This is a genomic window from Pseudomonas brassicacearum, assembly GCF_003732175.1.
Lineage (GTDB): Bacteria > Pseudomonadota > Gammaproteobacteria > Pseudomonadales > Pseudomonadaceae > Aquipseudomonas > Aquipseudomonas brassicacearum_G.
Genome location: NZ_MOBI01000005.1, coordinates 13,525 through 35,128, shown reverse-complemented (window position 1 = coordinate 35,128; position 21,604 = coordinate 13,525). Strand labels below are relative to the sequence as shown.

Sequence of the window (21,604 nt, the reverse complement as noted above, 5' to 3'; positions counted from 1 at the left end):
GAGACCCTTGTAATGCCTGACCAAGATGTACGCTTGCAACACCTGAAAGTTTGGCTCGATGAGCAATTGGCAACGCTGTTTGCCGCGCAAGGATGGGGTGCCGTGCCCCCGGCCACGTTGACCGCGGCCAGCAGCGACGCGAGTTTCCGCCGTTACTTCCGTTGGGAGGGCGCCGGCCGCAGCTTTGTCGTGATGGACGCTCCGCCGCCCCAGGAAAACTGTAAACCGTTCGTGGATATCGCCTTTTTACTGGCGAAATCCGGAATTAACGTGCCAAAAATCTACGCAGAAGACCTTGAACGCGGTTTTCTTTTGCTCAATGACCTGGGCAACAAGACCTATCTGGACGTGATCGACAGCGAAAACGCCGACGATTTGTTCAAGGATGCCTTGCAAGCGTTGCTGGCTTTTCAGCAGTTGCCGATGGATGCGCCACTGCCCAGCTATGACGTGGCACTGTTGCGCCGCGAGCTGGAACTGTTCCCAGAGTGGTACGTGAAGCGCGAGCTGGGCATCGAGTTCGATCCGGCGCAGCAAATGCTCTGGCAGCAAGTCAGCGACAAGCTGATCGATAGCGCCCTGGCCCAACCGAAAGTGCTGGTGCATCGCGACTACATGCCACGCAACCTGATGCTCAGTGAGCCTAACCCCGGCGTGCTGGATTTCCAGGACGCGGTGTACGGGCCGGTGACTTATGACGTGACGTGCCTGTTCAAGGACGCCTTCCTCAGTTGGCCCGAGGAGCGTGTGCGCGGCTGGCTGGCGGAGTACTGGCAACAAGCGGCTGCGCTCGGTATTCCGGTTCAGCCTGATTTCGAAGACTTCCTGCGTGCCAGTGACCTGATGGGTGTGCAGCGTCACCTGAAAGTGATCGGCATTTTCGCCCGCATCTGCCACCGCGACGGCAAGCCGCGTTACCTCGGCGATGTGCCGCGCTTCTTTGCTTATATAGAAGCAGTGGTTGCTCGTCGTCCTGAGCTGGTGGAACTGGATGTGTTGCTGGCCAGTCTGCGCCAGTCGGTAGGAGTGACTGCATGAAGGCAATGATTCTGGCGGCTGGTAAAGGCGAGCGCATGCGTCCGCTGACCCTGACTACACCCAAGCCGCTGGTGCGCGTTGGCGGGGTGCCGCTGATCGAGTACCACCTGCGAGCGCTGGCGGCGGCAGGTTTCAGCGAGGTGGTGATCAATCACGCCTGGCTGGGACAGCAGATCGAAGATTACCTGGGCGATGGATCGCGTTATGGCCTGAGTATCCAGTACTCGCCGGAAGGTGAACCGCTGGAGACGGGCGGCGGGATCTTCCGCGCCTTGCCGCTCCTGGGGAATGACGCCTTTGTGGTGGTCAACGGTGATATCTGGACCGATTACGACTTCACGGCATTGCGTCAGCCGATGGCGGGCCTGGCCCATCTGGTGCTGGTCGACAACCCGGACCATCACCCGAGCGGTGATTTCAGTCTGGTCGATGGTCAAGTGCGGGACGGCCAGCCAGGTGCGCAAACGCTCACCTACAGTGGCATCGCGGTGCTGCATCCAAAGCTCTTCGCGGCATGCGCGGACGGCGCCTTCAAACTGGCTCCGTTGTTGCGCGACGCCATGGCGCAAGGGCAGGTGAGCGGCGAGCGCCTGCGTGGGCACTGGGTCGATGTCGGCACTCACGAACGTCTGGCCGAAGTCGAACAATTGATAGAAGCGAGCTACTGATATGTTGTGGCCAGGGACTCTGATCGGAGCCGGAGCGGGCTTTGCCATAGCCAGCATTCCGGGGGCCATGCTCGGCGCATTGTTAGGGCAGGCGCTGGACCGGCGCTTGCAACTGCAAAGCCTCGGGCATTTGCGTGAGCGACTCGGTGGCCGGCCGATGTTGCGTAACGATGAATTGTTGTTTGTATTGCTTGGGCGTCTGGCCAAGAGCGATGGCCGGGTGGTGGATGGTCATATCCACCAGGCGCGTCAGGAAATGCGTTCGCTGGACATGAGCGAATCGGCGCAGAAACGCGCAATCGCGGCGTTCAACCGTGGCAAGTCGGGGCATGATCACTTGCGCGGCTACCTGCGCCGTTTAAGCGCGCAGCCGCATGCCGCCGAAGGTGTCTTGCGCGCCTGTTGGCGGATGGTCTGGGCCGACGGGCGTGCCGGAAGCGCGGAGCGTGAGCTGATTTCGCAGTGGGGCAAGTGGCTGGGCTGGACGCCGGAGCAAGTGCAGGCCCTGGCCAGTGATTACGAGCCGCACAAAAAAACACTGGTAAACAGTGCCGCAGCTTATCAGGAGGCGCTGCGGGTGCTCGGGGTGTCTGCCACCAGTGAGCCGTCGCAAATCAAGCGTGCGTATCGACGTTTGCTCAGTCGCCATCACCCGGACAAGATTGCCGGCAGCGGGGCGACTGCTGCTCAGGTGCGCGAAGCGACTGACAAGACTCGCGAGTTGCACAGCGCCTATACGTTGATTCGCGAGCGACGGAATTTTCGTTAACGGCCTGGAAGGTCAAAAGATCGCAGCCTGCGGCAGCTCCTACAGGTGTACGCATAACCCAATGTAGGAGCTGCCGCAGGCTGCGATCTTTTGCTTTTGCTTAGTCTGCTTTCTGCGGATTCAACCAACCGCGCACCCGCCGGAACAATTGCTCCTGTTCGGCAGCGCTGTTACCGGGCAAGGTCTTGAGCGCAAGCTGACTGAACGTCGAGGCCTTCAGGCGTTTACTGGCCTGCAAGCGCTCCAGGGCAGCACTCTGCACCAGTGCCTTGTCCTTGTAGTAGATGTCGAAGGTAGCCAGTTTCAAGGTGGTGGTCAGTTCGGCCAGACCGGGCTTGGCGGTCACGGGTGCCTGCGCGGCGACCATCACGAATTTCGCGACTTGCGACGGTTGTTTTTCGCTCAGGTAGCGTGCGGCCCAATAAGCCCCCGTACCGTGACCGAGCAAGACGATGCTGCGAGCATTTTGTTGTTCGGCGAACGCAATGGCTGCGTCGATCCGTGCGTAGATCCGCTCGGCGTCAGCCTTGGCTTGCTCTTCGCTGGTCTCGGCAACCGCGCGATCGGCGATATCTCCTTCACCGCCGGCCACTTGCTCGATAGGGGCCGCAGTGCTGGCGTCTTTGCTGCCAGTCTCGGTTTTGGCGGGCGCGGGTGCGACGTTCACGACGCGCGCTTGCGGGGCATTGCTTTGCAGGTCTGGCAGAGTAAGACTCAGGCTGCCCCAGTCGGCATCGGGCAGTTTTTGCCGCAAGGGACTGATAGCTTGAGGCCAATCAGCGGTTTCTCCAGCGCCTGGGATGATAATCACCGCACCTTTTGGGGTGCTGGTATTGGCCGGCTTCCACAGCGCGAGAAAGCTGTCACTGCCAGCCTGCAACGACTGTTGTTCTTGCGTGGGAACCGTTCGTTCGAGAGCGACGGCTTTTTCCTGGCTACGCTCTGGCAGAGGCTGGCGTTCGGCTGGTTTTGCTTCGGCGGGTTTTTCCGCGGTAGCGGATGCCGGGGCGGCAGCCTGAGCTGAAAAGGCACAAGGCAGGATCAGCGACAGGCACAATGCTGGCAGTGCCAAGCGGTAGACAGGGGGCATCGGATATTCCAGGCCAGAAGTAATCCCGGCAGCCTAATGGGTTGGTCAGTATTTGTCAGTGTGTGAGACTTCGGATGATGCGTTTTCGCTGCCTGTTGGTTATCGGCTGTTGCTGGCTTCCCTTGATGGCATGGGCGGCACCGGCGTTGCCTGCGCGTGGAGCGCCGTTGAGCGTCGAGCAGCGCCAGTGGCTCGCCGAGCACAACGAACTGCGCGTGGGTGTGGTGCTGCAAGCACCTTTTGCACAGTACGACCGGCGCTTGCAGCGGTTGTCCGGAGCCAATATCGAATTGATGCAGTGGGTAGCCCGCTCGCTGAATATCGAGTTCTCGTGGCGCCACTTTCCTGATGTGGCGCAACTGGAAGAAGCCGTGCGCGAAGGTGAAGTCGACCTCGCGCCGGGTATGACCCAAACCCCCGCCGGCTTGCGTCTGTGGCAGTTCAGCGACCCATACATGCGTGTGCCGCAACTGGTGGTCGGCGAACAGAAGGGCGCCGGTGCCATCGAACTGGAAAAACTCGATAGCCATTCGCGGGTCGCTGTACGCATGCCTGGTGCGGTTGCCGATTATCTACGCAACACTTACGGCAATCTCAACTTGCAAGGTGTGCCGACGGAGCGTGAGGCACTGCAACTGCTGCTGGCTCAACAGGCCCGCTACGCTGTCGTTGATGAAGCTCAACTCAGCCGTTTGTCGATCGAACCCGAATTCTCCGGGTTGGTGGTGGTCGGCGATATCGGCCTGCCGCAATTGCTACGGGTGGCGACCCGCCGCGACTGGCCGGAGTTGGCCGGCATCGTCGAAAGCGCCTTGCATGCGATTCCCGCCAAAGATCTTGAGCAGTTGCACGCGAGCTGGCTGCAACCCAAATACCCGCGCCTGACCGAGTCGCCGGGGTTCTGGCAAAACCTTTGCCTGTTGTTGGCTGTGTTGTTCCTCAGCAGCATGGCCATCGTGCTGTGGCAGCGCCGTCAGCAACATACCCTTGAGCAGCGTTTACTGGCAGCCCGCGAAGACATTGCCCTGCGCGAGGCCAGCGAAGAAGCGTTGCGCCTGACGCAGTTTTCGATTGATCAAAGCACGGTCGGGATCCTCTGGGTCAATTGGGACAGTCATGTGCGTTACGCCAACCGTGCGGCGGAGGCGATGCTCGGTTATGCACCGGGTGGCGTCATTGATCGGCCACTGATCGACTTCGAGCCCGGGTTGCACATGGACCGTTGGTTGAGCCTGTGGAAGAGTGCCCGGGGCAGCGAGGACGCGCCACAAAGTTTCGAAACCAACTGCGTGCGCGCCGATGGCAGCATTCTTCCGGCCGACGTGTCATTGAGTTTTCTGCGGTTTCGCGATGGCGAATATCTGGTCGTTTACCTCAACGACGTTACCGAGCGCCGTCGGGCGTTGGCTGCCTTGCAGGAAAGCGAAGCACGGTTGCAGGGGATTGCCGCCAACGTGCCGGGTCTGGTCTTTCGCCTGGAACGGGCGCCGGTGACCGGGCAAATCGACTTTGCCTACATCAGCGAGGGCAGCGAGAGTCTGGTGGGGTATTCACCGGCAACCTTGAGCCGTCGCGACATGGGGCTGCGCAGTCTGGTGCATCCGGATGACAAGGCGAGTTATCACCAGACCCAGGATCACGCATTGGACACCGACAGTGACTGGTCGTGGCAAGGCCGGATTCTCACTCGCCAGGGCGAGCAGCGCTGGGCCGAGATCAAGGCCATCACGCGCCGGCTCGACGATGGCGCATTCGTCTGGGACGGAATTGTCTGGGACATCAGCGAGAGCAAACGCATCGAGCTGGAGCTGGCCAGCTCCCGCGAGCAATTGCGTGAACTGTCTGCGCACCTGGAAAGCGTGCGGGAAGAGGAAAAGGCCCGGATTGCCCGGGAAGTCCACGATGAATTGGGTCAGATGCTGACGGTGCTGAAGCTGGAAACCTCGATGTGCGAATTGGCCTACGCCGAACTCGATCCGGGCTTGAGTGACCGTCTCAACAGTATGAAGCGCCTGATCGCCCAACTGTTCCAGCTGGTGCGGGACGTGGCCACGGCCTTGCGCCCGCCGATTCTCGATGCCGGGATCGCGTCTGCCATCGAGTGGCAGGCCCGGCGTTTCGAAGCGCGCACGCAGATCCCGTGTCTGGTGCAAGTGCCGGATAACCTGCCGACCCTCAGCGACGCCAAGGCTATCGGTCTGTTCCGGATTCTTCAGGAGGCGCTGACCAATGTCATGCGCCATGCGCAGGCGCATACTGTTGAACTGACACTGGTGCTGGAAGGCGACGAGTTGTGCCTGACGGTCAGCGATGATGGCGTAGGTTTTGTCGCCCCCGAGGGCAGGCCGACGTCCTTTGGGGTGGTCGGCATGCGTGAGCGGGTGCTGATCATGGGCGGCCAGTTGTCGCTGGAGAGTGAGCCGGGCGAGGGCACGACCCTGTGCGTGTGTGTGCCGCTGGATTGATGAAAGATCGGGGCGTACCCCTGCAGGAACTGCCGCAGGCTGCGATCTTTTAAGGCGCTAAACCCATCAATGAGGAGAAAAGCGTGATCCGTGTACTGGTAGCCGAAGACCACACCATCGTCCGTGAAGGCATCAAACAGTTGATCGGCCTCGCCAAGGATTTGCTGGTGGTGGGGGAGGCGAGCAATGGCGAGCAACTGCTCGAGACCTTGCGCCACATTCCCTGCGAGGTGGTGTTGCTGGATATCTCCATGCCCGGGGTTAACGGGCTGGAGGCGATTCCGCGGATTCGCGCACTGAACAATCCGCCGGCGATCCTGGTGCTGTCGATGCACGACGAGGCGCAAATGGCGGCTCGTGCACTGAAGGTCGGCGCTGCCGGTTATGCCACCAAGGACAGCGATCCGGCGTTGCTGCTGACGGCGATTCGCAAAGTCGCGGCAGGCGGGCGTTACATCGATCCGGAGCTGGCAGACCGAATGGTCTTCGAGGTCGGCCTGACGGATTCGCGGCCGCTGCATTCGTTGCTCTCGGAGCGCGAGTTTTCGGTGTTCGAGCGCCTGGCCCAGGGTGCCAATGTCAATGACATTGCCCAGCAACTGGCGTTGAGCAGCAAAACCATAAGCACCCATAAGGCGCGGCTAATGCAGAAACTCAACATAACCTCCCTCGCCGAACTGGTGAAGTACGCGATGGAGCACAAGCTCCTCTGAAGAACACCGCTATACCCTGTGGGAGCGCATACGCATATCCATTTACGACATCCCTCCAAAACTGTTTTTGCCGGTTCTTATGGCTTGCAGCCTGACGCTGGCCACTATTGCTTGTCGACATACCCAATCTCGCCATCCTTGTAGGGCAATCCCTACACCCAACCTTCCATCCGGCTGAGGCGATTCTCTCCTGCACCCCGATTTGCGCGGTCTGCAGGCTCCACTAGGCTTAGTCCTCAGCAGTCCTACATATAAAGAATACAAAGGTGCAGGTATGAGCGAGGTCGATTCAAGCGCTGGAGCGAATGATGTTCTGGTCAGCTTTCGTGGAGTGCAAAAGAGCTACGACGGCGAGAACCTGATCGTCAAAGACCTCAACCTGGAGATTCGCAAAGGCGAATTCCTCACCTTGCTCGGGCCGTCCGGCTCCGGCAAGACCACCAGTCTGATGATGCTCGCCGGTTTCGAAACGCCGACCGCCGGCGAAATCCTGCTGGCCGGACGTGCGATCAACAACGTGCCGCCGCACAAGCGCGACATCGGCATGGTGTTCCAGAACTATGCATTGTTCCCGCACATGACCGTGGCCGAGAACCTCGCGTTCCCGCTGACCGTTCGTGGTCTGAACAAAAGTGACGTCAGTGACCGGGTCAAGCGCGTGCTGAGCATGGTTCAGCTCGACGCGTTCGCCCAGCGTTATCCGGCGCAGCTTTCCGGTGGTCAGCAACAACGTGTGGCCTTGGCCCGGGCGCTGGTATTCGAACCACAACTGGTGCTGATGGACGAACCGCTGGGTGCGTTGGATAAACAGCTGCGTGAACACATGCAGATGGAGATCAAACACCTGCACCAGCGCCTCGGCGTGACCGTGGTCTACGTGACCCACGACCAGGGTGAAGCCCTGACCATGTCCGACCGCGTGGCGGTCTTCCATCAAGGCGAAATACAGCAGATCGCGCCGCCGCGCGAGCTCTATGAAAAGCCGAAAAATACCTTCGTCGCCAACTTCATTGGCGAGAACAATCGTCTCAACGGCCGTTTGCACAGCCACACCGGCGACCGCTGCGTGGTTGAGCTGGGGCGTGGTGAAAAGGTCGAAGCGCTGGCGGTGAATGTCGGCAAGACCGGCGAGCCAGTGACGCTGTCCATTCGTCCGGAGCGCGTGAGCCTCAATGGGTCCAGCGAATCGTGCGTCAACCGCTTCTCGGGAAGGGTGGCGGAATTCATCTATCTGGGCGATCACGTCCGTGTTCGCCTGGAAGTCTGCGGCAAGACCGACTTCTTCGTGAAACAGCCGATCGCCGAGCTTGATCCGGCGCTGGCGGTCGGAGACGTGGTACCGCTTGGCTGGCAGGTCGAACACGTTCGCGCGCTCGACCCACTAGGGGATGCTCCCAATTAGTTTCCACACCGCGCCGGGTCTGCTGTTGTGCAGGGCAAGGCGCGAGAAGCGTGGTTTGGTCATTCCAAATAAGCTTCGAGCAACGCAGCCCTGCACAACAGCAGGCCCGGCCCTTCGGGTTGTGCCTTAAAGCGGGCCAGGCTGCGTTGCAGGCCTTGGGAAGGGAACAACCATTCCCAGCGGCCTGCGCCTTGCCTGGCCCGCTTTAAGGCGACAACGCGGTGGGGAAACCAATTGAGAGCGTCCCCTGAGGCGAACTGATCGCCCCGGCTTTACCAACACCAACCCTGCACGTGGAGAGAACAATAAATGTTGAGATCCCTGAAACTCACAGCACTGGCACTTGGCATGATGGGCGCGGCCCATGCAATGGCCGGTCCCGACCTGACCGTGGTGTCGTTTGGCGGCGCGAACAAGGCGGCGCAGGTCAAGGCGTTCTACGCACCGTGGGAAGCCGCGGGCAACGGCAAGATCGTCGCCGGTGAATACAACGGTGAGATGGCCAAGGTCAAAGCCATGGTCGACACCAAGAGCGTGTCCTGGGATCTGGTAGAGGTTGAATCACCAGAACTGTCCCGTGGTTGCGATGAAGACATGTTCGAGCCGCTCGACCCGGCGCTGTTCGGCAAGTCCGAAGACTACGTGAAGGGCGCCATCCAGCCATGCGGCGTGGGCTTCTTCGTGTGGTCGACCGTCTTGGCCTACAACGCCGACAAACTGGCAAGCGCACCGACCAGTTGGGTGGATTTCTGGGATACCAAGAAATTCCCGGGCAAACGTGGCCTGCGTAAAGGCGCCAAGTACACCCTGGAATTCGCGTTGATGGCCGACGGCGTTGCGCCGAAAGACGTCTACAAAGTGCTGGCCAGCAAGGACGGTCAGGACCGAGCCTTCAAGAAACTCGATGAGCTCAAGCCAAGCATTCAATGGTGGGAAGCCGGCGCTCAGCCGCCGCAGTATCTGGCTTCTGGCGACGTGGTCATGAGCTCGGCCTATAACGGCCGGATTGCTGCCGTGCAGAAAGAAAGCAACCTGAAAGTGGTATGGAACGGCGGCATCTACGACTTCGATGCATGGGCGATTCCAAAAGGCCTGGATAAAACCCGCGCCGCAGCCGCGAAGAAATTCATCGCGTACTCGGTCATGCCGCAACAGCAGAAAACCTATTCGGAAAACATCGCCTACGGCCCGGCCAATATCCAAGCCGTACCGCTGTTGTCCAAAGAGATTCTGAAAGACATGCCGACCACCCCGGAAAACATCGCCAACCAGGTGCAGATTGACGTCAGCTTCTGGGCTGACAACGGCGAGCAACTGGAACAGCGTTTCAACTCGTGGGCTGCGAAGTAACCACAACCCTTTGCTGGTGGGCTCGCCCACCAAATGTGGGAGCGAGCTTATGTGGTGAGGGGGCTTGCCCCCGTTGGGTCGCGAAGCGGCCCTGAAACCTGCAATCACGGTGCATCAGATGCACCGCATGCAATGGTTTTACGACTGCTTCGCAGCCGAACGGGGGCAAGCCCCCTCACCACAAGTCCACTCCCACATTAACGATTGATCCAAGAATTTCGGAGTTCGCCATGGCCATCGCCGTTCCCCTGAACGAGGGCACCAATCGCACCTTGAAGCAGCGCCTTGCGCATGCCGAACGGGTCAACCGCTGGAAGGCCCAGGCCCTGATCGCGCCGTTGGTGCTGTTTCTGTTGTTGGTGTTTCTGGTGCCGATCGTGGCGCTGCTCTACAAAAGTGTCGGTAACCCGGAAGTGGTCGGCGGGATGCCGCGCACCGTCGCTGCCATTGCAAGCTGGGATGGCCGAGGCTTGCCGGCGGATCCGGTCTTCAAGGCTGCCAGCGAAGACCTCCTTGAGGCTCGCAAGAATCAAACCCTGGGCGATCTGTCCAAGCGACTGAATATGGAGTTGGCCGGCTATCGCAGCCTGTTGACCAAAACCGCGCGAGCGCTGCCGTTCAAAGCTGAACCGGCCTCCTATAAAGACGCACTCGAAGCGCTGGATGAGCGTTGGGGCGACCCGGCCTACTGGCAAGCGGTACGCCGCAACACCAGCAGCATCACGCCGTATTACCTGTTGGCGGCGGTCGACCACCGGATCGACGACCTCGGCGAAATTGCCCCGGCGACCCCTGATCAGGCGATCTACCTCGAGATCTTTGCCCGGACTTTCTGGATGGGCCTGGTCATTACCGCGATCTGCCTGGTGCTGGCCTATCCGTTGGCGTATCTGCTGGCCAACCTGCCGTCACGTCAAAGCAACCTGCTGATGATTCTGGTGTTGTTGCCGTTCTGGACCTCGATTCTGGTACGGGTGGCGGCGTGGATTGTCTTGTTGCAATCGGGCGGGCTGATCAACAGCGCGTTAATGGCCATGGGCATCATCGATAAGCCGCTGGCACTGGTGTTCAACCGCACCGGGGTTTACATCTCGATGGTGCACATCCTGCTGCCGTTCATGATTCTGCCGATCTACAGCGTGATGAAAGGCATCTCGCCAACCTACATGCGTGCGGCGATTTCCCTGGGCTGCCATCCGTTCGCCAGCTTCTGGCGGGTGTATTTCCCGCAGACCTATGCCGGTGTCGGCGCCGGTTGCCTGTTGGTGTTCATCCTGGCGATTGGTTACTACATCACTCCGGCGCTGCTCGGTAGCCCGAACGATCAGATGGTCAGTTACTTCGTTGCCTTCTACACCAACACCAGCATCAACTGGGGCATGGCGACCGCACTGGGTGGGCTGCTGCTGTTGGCGACCATCGTGCTCTATCTGATTTACAGCTGGCTGGTAGGCGCGAGCCGCCTGCGTCTGAGCTAAGGGAGAATCAAAATGCTGAGTCCTTATATGTCACCCGTCGAGCGGGTGTGGTTCTACAGCTTGCGCACGCTCTGCGGGCTGATCCTGTTGTTCCTGATTCTGCCGGTGCTGGTGATCATCCCGCTGTCGTTCAACTCGGGGAGTTTTCTGGTCTACCCGCTGCAAGGGTTCTCGTTGCACTGGTACCAGGACTTCTTCGCCTCGGCCGAATGGATGCGTTCGCTGAAGAACAGCATGATCGTCGCCCCGGCGGCGACGGTGTTGGCGATGGTTTTCGGCACGCTGGCGTCGATTGGCCTGACCCGTGGCGACTTCCCCGGCAAGGCGCTGGTAATGGCGCTGGTGATCTCGCCGATGGTGGTGCCGGTGGTGATTATCGGGGTGGCCAGTTACCTGGCCTTCGCTCCGCTGGGGTTTGGCAACAGCTTTGTTTCGCTGATTGTCGTGCATGCGGTGTTGGGCGTTCCGTTCGTGATCATTACCGTGTCGGCGACGTTGCAGGGGTTTAACCAGAACCTGGTGCGTGCGGCCGCCAGCCTCGGAGCTTCACCATTGACGGCGTTTCGCCGTGTGACCTTGCCGTTGATCGCACCGGGGGTCATTTCCGGAGCGCTGTTTGCCTTCGCGACGTCGTTCGATGAGGTGGTGGTCACGTTGTTCCTGGCCGGCCCTCAACAGGCGACATTGCCACGGCAGATGTTCAGCGGTATCCGCGAAAACCTCAGCCCGACCATCGCCGCCGCCGCAACGCTACTGATCGCCTTCTCGGTGTTCCTGCTGCTGACCCTGGAATGGCTGCGTGGCCGCAGCGAGAAAATGCGTACCGCGCAGGTTTAACGCTACGCCTCGACCAACTGTGGGAGCGAGCCTGCTCGCGATAGCGGACTGTCAGTCGACATCAAGAGTGAATGTCAGTCCCTCATCGCGAGCAGGCTCGCTCCCACAGGGTGAATTTCTGTGAACGTCTGCTCATTCATTCGCGCAATAACAGACAAACCCCAATCCCCAGCTACTATTGTGCCCAGCTCCCCTATTTATAAGAGGCTGCGCACATGAGTATTTCCTCTTTCAAAATCGCTCACAAATTGCTCACCGGTGCTGGCGCCATTGAGCAGTTGGCCGCCGAGCTGACCCGTCTGGATGTCGACAACCCACTGATTGTCACCGATGCCGCGCTGGTCAAGTCCGGCACGGTGGAGCTGGCGCTGGCGCAACTGGATGGACGTACTTACGAGATTTTCGATCGGGTGTTGCCCGACCCGGAAATCGCCATCGTTGAAGACTGCATGCGCGTCTACCGCGAAGGCGGGCATGACGGCCTGATCGGTCTCGGTGGCGGCAGCGCCATCGACATTGCCAAAAGTGTTGCAGCCTATGCCGGTTACCACGGCGCGCTCGAGGACTTGTTCGGTATCGATCAGGTACCGCGCAAAGGCCCGCCGCTGATTGCGATTCCGACCACCGCCGGCACCGGTTCGGAAGTCACCAACGTGGCGATACTGTCCGATAAGGTCGCGCAGCTGAAAAAAGGCATCATCAGCGATTATCTGCTGCCGGACGTGGCGCTGGTCAGTCCGCAAATGACCCTGACGTGCCCGCGCAGCGTGACGGCCGCCAGTGGCGTCGATGCGCTGGTGCATGCTGTCGAATCCTACCTGTCGCTCAACGCCTCGCCGATCACCGACGCACTGGCCATCGGTGCTATCAAGCTGATCGTCAAGGCATTGCCCAAGGCCTACACCAATCCTTCGAACCTGCAGGCCCGTGAAGACATGGCCACCGCCAGCCTGATGGCCGGCATGGCATTTGGCAACGCCGGGGTCGGCGCGGTGCATGCCTTGGCGTATCCGCTAGGCGGACGTTTCAACGTTACGCACGGTGTCAGTAACGCCTTGCTGCTTCCGTATGTCATGGCCTGGAACAAAATGGCGTGCATCGAACGCATGCAGGATATCGCCGAGGCGCTTGGGGTGAGAACCGCGCACTTGAGCGCTGAAGAGGCGGCGGATAAAGCGGTCGAGGCCATGGCGCGACTCTGTGCCGCAGTGGAAATTCCTCAAGGCCTGCACAGCCTTGGCATACCGGAAGATGCAATCCCGGCGATGGCTGTGGAGGCCGCGGGAATAGAGCGATTGATGCGCAACAACCCGCGTAAGTTGAGCACCGCCGATATTGAGAAGATCTATCGAGCGGCCTACTAGGGCCAGACCCAATCATCGCAGTCACGGTGCGCGCGCCAAAGCATGAGGTATACAATGCGCGCCATTGTGATTCTGCTCAAAAAAGGTGCGTCATGCAGCCCTTCGCTATTGCTCCGTCGATTCTCTCCGCTGATTTCGCCCGTCTGGGCGAGGAAGTAGACAACGTTCTGGCCGCTGGCGCCGACATCGTTCACTTCGATGTCATGGACAACCACTACGTACCAAACCTGACGATCGGGCCGATGGTCTGCTCGGCATTGCGCAAGTACGGCATCACCGCGCCCATCGACGCGCACCTGATGGTCAGCCCGGTAGACCGCATCATCGGCGACTTCATCGACGCCGGCGCGACCTACATCACCTTCCACCCGGAAGCCACGCTGCATGTCGACCGTTCCCTGCAAATGATCCGTGAAGGCGGTTGCAAGGCGGGTCTGGTGTTCAACCCGGCGACCCCGCTGGACGTGCTCAAATACGTGATGGACAAGGTCGACATGATCCTGCTGATGAGCGTCAACCCAGGCTTCGGCGGGCAGAAGTTCATTCCCGGTACCCTCGACAAGCTGCGTGAAGCGCGCGCGCTGATCGATGCTTCGGGTCGTGACATTCGTCTGGAAATCGACGGTGGCGTGAACGTGAACAACATTCGAGAAATCGCTGCCGCCGGCGCTGACACCTTCGTCGCCGGTTCGGCCATCTTCAATGCGCCGAACTACCAGGAAGTGATTGAAAAGATGCGCTCCGAACTGGCGCTGGCTCGCCCATGAGTGGTTTTGAGCAGTTGTTCCCGGGGCATCTGCCGCGGCTGGTGATGTTCGATCTGGATGGCACGTTGATCGATTCGGTGCCGGACCTCGCAGTGGCTGTGGATAACATGCTGCTCAAACTCGGGCGTGCCCCGGCAGGTCTCGATGCGGTGCGTGAATGGGTGGGCAACGGTGCGCCGGTGCTGGTCCGTCGTGCACTGGCGGGCAATATCGATCACGCGAGTGTCGATGATGTCGAGGCTGAGCACGCGCTGGAGATCTTCATGGAAGCCTATGCGGGCGGCCATGAACTGACGGTGATCTACCCTGGCGTACGCGATACCCTGAAGTGGCTGCACAAACAGGGCGTCGAAATGGCGCTGATCACCAACAAGCCTGAGCGCTTCGTCGCACCGTTGCTGGATCAGATGAAGATCGGCCGCTACTTCCGCTGGATCATCGGCGGCGACACCCTGCCACAGAAAAAGCCTGACCCGGCGGCGCTGTTTTTCGTGATGAAAATGGCCAACATACCGGCCTCGCAATCGTTGTTTGTCGGTGACTCGCGCAGCGACGTGCTGGCGGCCAAGGCGGCCGGCGTGAAGTGCGTAGCCCTGAGCTACGGCTATAACCATGGCCGGCCGATTGCCGAAGAGTCCCCGGCGCTGGTGATCGACGATCTGCGCAAGCTAATTCCCGGTTGCCTGGATCCAGCCGCTGAGATAACGTTGGCCGACGCTGTTCAATCCCCTCCTGGAAACTCCATCGTGGTGGTCACTCGCAAACTCTGGATGAAAGTCATCAAGGCCCTGGCCCGCTGGCGTTGGCGCGCCTGACTCGATCCTGGCCGGCTATCCGGCGCGTTTGCACACCTGACTGTTAGACCCTCATGCCACGAGGCACCTCATGATCCGCGAAGAATTCCTGCGTTTGGCCGCTGCCGGCTACAACCGCATCCCGCTTGCCTGTGAAACCCTTGCCGACTTCGACACGCCGCTGTCGATCTACCTGAAACTGGCCGACGAGCCCAACTCCTATTTGCTGGAGTCGGTGCAGGGCGGCGAGAAATGGGGCCGTTACTCGATCATCGGGCTGCCGTGTCGCACGGTGCTGCGGGTGCATGATTACCACGTCAGCGTGACCGTCGATGGCGCCGAAGTGGAAAGCCACGAGGTCGAAGACCCTCTGGCTTTCGTCGAAGCCTTCAAGGCGCGCTACAACGTGCCGACCATCGCCGGTCTGCCACGCTTCAACGGCGGTCTGGTGGGTTACTTCGGTTATGACTGCGTGCGTTACGTCGAGAAGCGTCTGGGCAAGTGCCCGAACCCGGATCCGCTGGGCGTGCCGGACATTCTGCTGATGGTCTCCGATGCCGTAGTGGTGTTCGACAACCTGGCCGGCAAGATGCACGCCATCGTTCTGGCCGATCCGTCGCAGGAAGACGCCTTTGAGCAAGGTCAGGCGCGTCTGGAAGAGCTGCTGGAAAAGCTCCGTCAGCCGATTACCCCTCGCCGCGGCCTGGATTTCAGCAAGCAGCAAGCGGCTGATCCGGTGTTCCGTTCCAGTTTCACCCAGGACGATTACGAGCGGGCGGTGGATACCATCAAGGAGTACATCCTCGCCGGTGACTGCATGCAGGTAGTGCCATCGCAACGGATGTCCATCGACTTCAAGGCGGCACCCATCGATCTGTACCGGGCGCTGCGCTGCTTCAACCCGACGCCTTATATGTACTTCTTCAACTTTGGCGACTTCCATGTCGTTGGCAGTTCGCCGGAAGTGCTGGTGCGGGTCGAAGACAACCTGATCACCGTGCGCCCGATTGCCGGCACCCGCCCGCGCGGTGCCAACGAGGAAGCTGACCGGGCGCTTGAAGAAGACCTGTTGTCGGACGACAAGGAAATTGCCGAGCACCTGATGCTGATCGACCTCGGCCGCAACGACACCGGTCGCGTGTCGGAAATCGGTTCGGTGAAACTCACCGAGAAAATGGTTATCGAGCGTTATTCCAACGTGATGCACATCGTCTCCAACGTCACCGGCCAGTTGAAAGCCGGCCTGACGGCTATGGACGCACTGCGGGCGATTCTGCCGGCAGGTACGCTGTCGGGTGCGCCGAAGATTCGCGCGATGGAAATCATCGACGAACTGGAGCCGGTCAAACGTGGCGTCTACGGTGGTGCGGTCGGTTACTTCGCCTGGAACGGCAACATGGACACCGCGATTGCGATCCGCACCGCGGTGATCAAGAACGGCGAGCTGCATGTGCAGGCTGGTGGTGGCATCGTGGCTGATTCGGTGCCTGCGCTCGAATGGGAAGAAACCCTGAACAAGCGCCGCGCGATGTTCCGCGCCGTGGCCCTGGCCGAGCAAACCCCAGACGCCTGAGGTCATGCAAAACCTGTGGGAGCGAGCCTGCTCGCGAAGGGGGCATCACAGCCAGCATTGACGTTGCCTGACCCACCGCTTTCGTCGGAACGCCGCCCGGAGCCGGCTCGCTCCCACAAGGAACTCACCACCATAAAAAACGCGGCGCCTGTGAGGGCGCCGCGTTTTTTATGGCCTGCGGTTTAGAAGTCCAGGCTGACACCCACGTTGATGCCTTGTTGGGTGAAGTCGTCATCCTTGCGAATGTTGTAGCTGGCCCGTAGCGCCAGGTCGGCGGTCAACTTCTGGCTGACGCCCAGGTTCAGGCGGTTCAGGTTGGTTTGCGGGGTGTAGCCTTGCAGGGTGAAATGGTTGTCGGGCAGGCTGTTGAGGTTCATGGTCAGGTCCTGGGTGTCGTCTTTATATTCGCGTTCGTGGGCGAACTCGCCGAACACCTGAGTCTGGGGGGTGATCTGATACTTGCCCTGCAAACCGACGCCGAGGCGCTTCGAGGTGCGCTTCTGGTCACCGAAGGTCAGTGCCGTGGAGTCGTTGCCGTTCTCCGAGTAACCATCGACTTGCACCTTGGCGTAGTCGGCGCTGATAAATGGCGACAAGTGCCACGGGCTGCTTGCCTGCTGCGCGATGTCGTAACCCAGACGACCGGTGATGGCCAGCACAGTGCCGCTGGTATCGCCTTTCTCCCCGCGTTCGTTGACGCCGAGGTCGAACTTGCGCTTGAGACTGTCGTAGTCCAGATGCCCAGCCGTCATTGCCGCGTCAGCCCACCAGCGATTTTGCTGATATTGAGCGAACGCCGTACCCATGTACGTGTTGAGTTTGTACTGCGAGTTGTCGTTGCCCGCTTCCAGCTTCTGACGATAGAAACCGGCAGCCACGCCAACACGCCAGGACTCGTCGAGACGGTAGCTACCGCCAATGTTCAAGTTGTAGCCGTTGCCATCGGCACTGGCTGCACTGCGTTGATCGTCAAAATTGAGGTGCTGACCGCCACCGGCGACAATCGCACGCCACTGTCCGACGTTTTGCCAGTTTTCCCAGTCGGATTGCCATTGGTTGCGCAGTTCATCCTGATGCGCGCGCAGGGTGGCATGGGCCATTTCCGGTAACAGCGTCAGCTCCCAGGGGGCTGCCAGTATGGAATACGCGTAATCGGCGATCAGGCGTTGCCCGGTTTCGGTCGGGTGCACCGAGTCGTTGTAGATCAGCTTGGTCGGGTCGGGTGTGGCGCTGTTGATCCCGTATTTGGCGTTTTCGGTACAGCCGTCACCACTGAAGCAGGTCGCGGTGAGGTTCTGGTCGGTGGCCAGGCCGAATTGCGCCGGATTGGCGAACGTCTCTTTAAGCAGCACCGGAATATTGAGCGGGATGACTTCGGCGTCGACATGCTGCAGCTGGCTGACCAGTTCGGTATTGAACTGGGCGCTGAGTTGGGAAGTAAAGGCCTGGAACGGGCTGCCATTGATCGCCGGTGTCAGGCCGATGTCCGGGAGTAACCAGACCATGATGTATCTGGCGCCGGCTTGTTGCAGGGTTTGCACGCTAGTGACCAGTCGATCAGCCGCAGCACTGGCCTGATCGAGGCTGGTTACCCGGCCCTGAAGGAAATCGTTGCCCCCACCGGAGAGGTAGTAGAGCGCGTTCGGGTCAGCGCGAAAGTTGTTGCTCGGCAGATAACCGGGCCGACTGCGCTCACCGGTGTCCGAAGTGGTGGTGATCGAGTCGAGGATCTGATCGGTACGGTATCCACCTACCGCCCAGTTGTTACCGTCTGGCAGGCCTTCACTGGCGCGGACCGCCGAGGTCGAAGCGGCCGTTTGATCGGGTGAAAACCCCAGTTTCCCCCCCAGTAACTGCGTCGAGTTGGCGGCGCGAACCTCGCCGTTGCCATCCTTGTAGGTCGGTCCGACGCGGTTGGTGAACCGCTCGGTTGCGCCTGCGGGGCCGCCTGTATCGGTAAATTGCCCGGCGTCGTTCAGGCTGTCGCCAAAGACAATGAATTTCGTATAGGGAGCGGGGGCCGCAATCGCCTGGGCGCAGGCCATTGCAAGAACACAACTGGCGAGCGGTACAAACATCGTCTGTTTGATCATGAGCAAGTCCATTTATTTATTGTTGTAGTGAACGGAACGACAGTACCAAAAACTTTCGCGTTTTAGCTATGGTTAGGGTCTGTTGACGTTTGGTGACGACCGCGACGGGGCCCATTTGGCGCTGGGCAAGGCGCGAGGAACGCAGTCTGGTTGTTCCAAATAAGTTCCGAGCAACGCAGCCCAGCGCCAAATGGGCCCCGTCCCTTCGGGTTGCGTGCCAACGTGCGCGAGGCTGCGTTGCGGGATTTGCCAAGGGACAACCATTAGCGGCATCCCGCGCCTTGCCTCGCACACGTTGGCCCAGCAACGCGGTTCGTCACCAAACGTCAACAGACCCTAAAGGCTGCATCGATTGCTTGCTCTGCGCCATATTGCACCCTCTGCTCAGCTAAGTTACTGTGCGGGAACGTATGAATGAGACCTTCCCCGTGTTGATCGTCAGCAAACTCTTGGATCAAGTCATCAAGGCCCACGCCCGTTGGCGTTGGCGCGCCTGAACTTTCTCTGCCGGCCCGGCCGGACCTGTGCCTGTTTGCCTTCTTTACCCGTATGAAATGCCGCTTTTGCCGGTTCCGTTCCAGCAACTGACCGAGCGTTGCAAGACCGCGGGTAAATCATTCGAAGGCCGTCTCAAAAGTCAGTGAATTCAAGAGGTTTCAAACCATGTTGCTGATGATCGATAACTACGACTCTTTTACCTACAACGTTGTGCAGTACCTTGGTGAGCTAGGCTCTGAGGTCAAGGTTGTGCGCAACGATGAGCTGACCATCGCCGAAATCGAAGCGCTCAAACCCGAGCGTATCGTCGTCTCTCCCGGTCCATGCACCCCGACCGAAGCCGGCGTGTCCATCGAGGCCATCAAGTACTTCGCCGGCAAGCTGCCGATTCTCGGCGTTTGCCTGGGTCATCAATCCATCGGCCAGGCGTTCGGTGGTGATGTCGTGCGGGCCCGCCAGGTTATGCATGGTAAGACTAGCCCGGTATTCCACGAGGACAAGGGTGTGTTCGAAGGTCTGAACCGTCCGCTGACGGTCACTCGCTATCACTCGCTGATTGTGAAGCGTGAAACTTTGCCCGATTGCCTGGAGCTGACCGCCTGGACTCAGCTCGAAGACGGCTCGGTCGATGAGATCATGGGGTTGCGCCACAAGACATTGAACATCGAAGGGGTGCAATTTCACCCCGAGTCAATCTTGACCGAGCAGGGCCACGAGCTGTTCGCCAACTTCCTCAAACAAACCGGCGGCACGCGCTAAGGACTTTCCATGGATATCAAGACTGCCTTGAGCCGTATCGTCGGCCATCTGGACCTGAGCACTGATGAAATGCGCGATGTGATGCGCGAAATCATGACCGGGCAATGCACAGACGCGCAGATTGGCGCGTTCATGATGGCAATGCGCATGAAAAGCGAGAGCATCGACGAGATCGTCGGCGCCGTCTCGGTCATGCGTGAGCTGGCGGACAAGGTCGAGCTGAAAACCCTCGACGGTGTTGTCGATGTAGTCGGCACCGGCGGTGATGGTGCGAACATCTTCAACGTTTCGACGGCTTCTTCGTTCGTGGTGGCGGCGGCGGGTTGCACCGTGGCCAAGCACGGTAACCGTGCGGTATCGGGCAAAAGCGGCAGCGCCGACTTGCTGGAGGCCGCCGGGATTTACCTGAACCTGACGCCGGTTCAAGTGGCGCGTTGCATCGACAATGTCGGCATCGGCTTCATGTTCGCCCAATCGCATCACGGTGCGATGAAACACGCCGCCGGCCCGCGCCGTGATCTTGGCTTGCGTACACTGTTCAACATGCTCGGCCCGCTTACGAATCCGGCCGGCGTGAAGCATCAGGTGGTGGGCGTGTTCAGTCAGGCGTTGTGCCGACCGTTAGCCGAAGTCTTGCAGCGCATGGGCAGCAAACATGTGCTGGTGGTGCATTCGAAGGATGGCCTGGACGAGTTCAGTCTGGCGGCGCCCACCTTTGTGGCGGAATTGAAGAATGACCAGATCAGCGAATATTGGGTCGAACCTGAAGACTTGGGCATGAAGAGCCAGAGCCTGCACGGCCTGGCGGTGGAAAGCCCGGCGGCCTCGCTTGAACTGATTCGCGATGCCTTGGGGCGCCGCAAAACCGAGAACGGTCAGAAAGCCGCAGAAATGATTGTGCTCAATGCCGGTGCTGCGTTGTACGCCGCTGATCATGCGGTCAGCCTGAAAGAGGGCATTGCCCTGGCTCATGACGCGCTGCATACCGGCCTTGCACGTGAAAAGCTTGAAGAATTGGGTGCGTTTACCGCGGTATTCAGAGTGGAGAATGAGGCATGAGTGTACCGACGGTTCTGGAGAAAATTCTCGCCCGTAAAGTCGAGGAAGTGGCCGAGCGTAGCGCTCGCGTGACACTTGCCGAGCTGGAAGCGCTGGCCAGAGTGGCCGATGCCCCGCGTGGCTTTGCCGAGGCGCTGATCGCCCAGGCCAAGCTCAAACACCCGGCAGTGATTGCGGAAATCAAGAAGGCTTCACCGAGCAAGGGTGTGATTCGCGAGCACTTCGTGCCGGCCGAAATCGCCAGGGACTACGAGAAGGGCGGGGCAACGTGCCTCTCGGTGCTGACCGATATCGATTTCTTCCAGGGTGCCGACATTTACCTGCAGCAGGCGCGTGCGGCGTGCAAGCTGCCGGTGATTCGCAAAGACTTCATGATCGATCCTTATCAGATCGTCGAAGCCCGTGCGCTGGGCGCCGATTGTGTGCTGTTGATCGTTGCTGCGCTGGATGACGTGAAAATGGCCGAACTGGCAGCCGTCGCTAAAGGCGTTGGCCTCGACGTGCTGGTCGAAGTCCACGACGGCGATGAGCTGGAGCGGGCCTTGAAGGTTCTCGATACTCCGCTGGTCGGCGTGAATAATCGCAATCTGCACACCTTTGATGTCAGCCTGGAAACCACACTCGATCTGCTGCCGCGCATCCCGCGCGATCGCCTGGTCATTACTGAAAGTGGCATCCTCAATCGCGCCGATGTCGAGCTGATGGAAATCAGCGAGGTGTATTCGTTCCTGGTCGGTGAAGCATTCATGCGCGCCGAGAACCCGGGCACTGAACTGCAACGCTTGTTCTTTCCAGAGCGTGGCGTGGCGGTCAGCGGTTCTACACTCGACTGAACCTGATTCAATGAAGAAGCCGGCGTTGCCGGCTTTTTTGTATCCACCGCAAAG

Annotated in this window: 18 protein-coding genes; 16 read left to right on the top strand and 2 right to left on the bottom strand. The window is 59.9% G+C overall.

Annotation, left to right across the window (positions count from 1 at the left end):
• Window positions 1-12: 12 nt before the first annotated feature.
• Genes BK658_RS04195 through BK658_RS04185 form a run of 3 tightly spaced genes read left to right on the top strand, consistent with a single transcriptional unit; the run spans window position 13 to window position 2,475 of the window.
• The gene (locus BK658_RS04195) at window positions 13-1,038 is read left to right on the top strand and encodes an aminoglycoside phosphotransferase family protein (RefSeq protein WP_123581190.1); all 1,026 of its coding nucleotides are present in this window, start codon (window positions 13-15) and stop codon (window positions 1,036-1,038) included.
• Window positions 1,035-1,706, top strand: a complete 672-nt coding sequence (gene murU, locus BK658_RS04190; RefSeq protein ID WP_123581189.1) for an N-acetylmuramate alpha-1-phosphate uridylyltransferase MurU — start codon at window positions 1,035-1,037, stop codon at window positions 1,704-1,706. The genes BK658_RS04195 and murU overlap by 4 nt, the downstream gene beginning before the upstream one ends.
• A gap of 1 nt (window position 1,707) precedes the next feature.
• Window positions 1,708-2,475 carry a TerB family tellurite resistance protein gene (locus BK658_RS04185; RefSeq protein ID WP_123581188.1) on the top strand — a complete coding sequence of 256 codons (768 nt, stop codon included), beginning with the start codon at window positions 1,708-1,710 and terminating at the stop codon, window positions 2,473-2,475.
• 100 nt (window positions 2,476-2,575) lie between these two features.
• Here the strand turns inward: BK658_RS04185 and BK658_RS04180 are convergent, their stop codons facing one another.
• Window positions 2,576-3,565: an alpha/beta hydrolase family protein gene (locus BK658_RS04180; protein ID WP_123581187.1), complete on the bottom strand. Its 990-nt coding sequence runs from the start codon at window positions 3,563-3,565 to the stop codon at window positions 2,576-2,578.
• Between the two features lie 74 nt (window positions 3,566-3,639).
• Between BK658_RS04180 and BK658_RS04175 the strand changes: the two genes are divergently transcribed.
• The 10 genes from BK658_RS04175 (at window position 3,640) to trpE (ending at window position 16,308) form a co-directional block, all read left to right on the top strand.
• On the top strand, window positions 3,640-6,030 hold the full coding sequence (locus tag BK658_RS04175) for a PAS domain-containing sensor histidine kinase (RefSeq protein WP_123581186.1): 2,391 nt from the start codon (window positions 3,640-3,642) through the stop codon (window positions 6,028-6,030).
• An 83-nt stretch (window positions 6,031-6,113) separates the two neighbouring features.
• A complete protein-coding gene (locus BK658_RS04170; protein ID WP_024265168.1) occupies window positions 6,114-6,743 on the top strand; it encodes a response regulator in 630 nt (209 codons plus the stop codon).
• A gap of 274 nt (window positions 6,744-7,017) precedes the next feature.
• On the top strand, window positions 7,018-8,145 hold the full coding sequence (locus tag BK658_RS04165; RefSeq protein ID WP_123581185.1) for an ABC transporter ATP-binding protein: 1,128 nt from the start codon (window positions 7,018-7,020) through the stop codon (window positions 8,143-8,145).
• Between the two features lie 309 nt (window positions 8,146-8,454).
• Entirely contained in the window at window positions 8,455-9,495 is a 1,041-nt protein-coding gene (locus tag BK658_RS04160) for an ABC transporter substrate-binding protein (protein WP_123581184.1), read from the top strand.
• A 230-nt stretch (window positions 9,496-9,725) separates the two neighbouring features.
• Complete coding sequence (locus tag BK658_RS04155) at window positions 9,726-10,973, top strand: ABC transporter permease (RefSeq protein ID WP_123581183.1); 1,248 nt, start codon at window positions 9,726-9,728, stop codon at window positions 10,971-10,973.
• A 12-nt stretch (window positions 10,974-10,985) separates the two neighbouring features.
• Window positions 10,986-11,810: an ABC transporter permease gene (locus BK658_RS04150; RefSeq protein WP_123581182.1), complete on the top strand. Its 825-nt coding sequence runs from the start codon at window positions 10,986-10,988 to the stop codon at window positions 11,808-11,810.
• A gap of 215 nt (window positions 11,811-12,025) precedes the next feature.
• Window positions 12,026-13,174 carry an iron-containing alcohol dehydrogenase gene (locus tag BK658_RS04145; RefSeq protein WP_123581181.1) on the top strand — a complete coding sequence of 383 codons (1,149 nt, stop codon included), beginning with the start codon at window positions 12,026-12,028 and terminating at the stop codon, window positions 13,172-13,174.
• 92 nt (window positions 13,175-13,266) lie between these two features.
• Entirely contained in the window at window positions 13,267-13,941 is a 675-nt protein-coding gene (gene rpe, locus BK658_RS04140; protein WP_019693907.1) for a ribulose-phosphate 3-epimerase, read from the top strand.
• Complete coding sequence (locus BK658_RS04135) at window positions 13,938-14,756, top strand: phosphoglycolate phosphatase (protein WP_123581180.1); 819 nt, start codon at window positions 13,938-13,940, stop codon at window positions 14,754-14,756. Before rpe ends, BK658_RS04135 begins: the two co-directional genes overlap by 4 nt.
• 70 nt (window positions 14,757-14,826) lie before the next feature.
• Window positions 14,827-16,308, top strand: coding sequence for an anthranilate synthase component I (gene trpE / locus BK658_RS04130; RefSeq protein ID WP_123581179.1), 1,482 nt, complete (start codon window positions 14,827-14,829; stop codon window positions 16,306-16,308).
• A 182-nt stretch (window positions 16,309-16,490) separates the two neighbouring features.
• Here the strand turns inward: trpE and estP are convergent, their stop codons facing one another.
• Window positions 16,491-18,401 carry an esterase EstP gene (gene estP / locus BK658_RS04125; RefSeq protein ID WP_123581178.1) on the bottom strand — a complete coding sequence of 637 codons (1,911 nt, stop codon included), beginning with the start codon at window positions 18,399-18,401 and terminating at the stop codon, window positions 16,491-16,493.
• 663 nt (window positions 18,402-19,064) lie between these two features.
• On the opposite strand from estP, the gene BK658_RS04115 reads away from it, so the two are divergent.
• Genes BK658_RS04115 through trpC form a run of 3 tightly spaced genes read left to right on the top strand, consistent with a single transcriptional unit; the run spans window position 19,065 to window position 21,550 of the window.
• Window positions 19,065-19,658: an aminodeoxychorismate/anthranilate synthase component II gene (locus BK658_RS04115; protein WP_019693903.1), complete on the top strand. Its 594-nt coding sequence runs from the start codon at window positions 19,065-19,067 to the stop codon at window positions 19,656-19,658.
• A 9-nt stretch (window positions 19,659-19,667) separates the two neighbouring features.
• Window positions 19,668-20,717 carry an anthranilate phosphoribosyltransferase gene (gene trpD, locus BK658_RS04110; RefSeq protein WP_123581176.1) on the top strand — a complete coding sequence of 350 codons (1,050 nt, stop codon included), beginning with the start codon at window positions 19,668-19,670 and terminating at the stop codon, window positions 20,715-20,717.
• On the top strand, window positions 20,714-21,550 hold the full coding sequence (gene trpC, locus BK658_RS04105; protein WP_123581175.1) for an indole-3-glycerol phosphate synthase TrpC: 837 nt from the start codon (window positions 20,714-20,716) through the stop codon (window positions 21,548-21,550). Before trpD ends, trpC begins: the two co-directional genes overlap by 4 nt.
• Window positions 21,551-21,604: the final 54 nt, after the last annotated feature.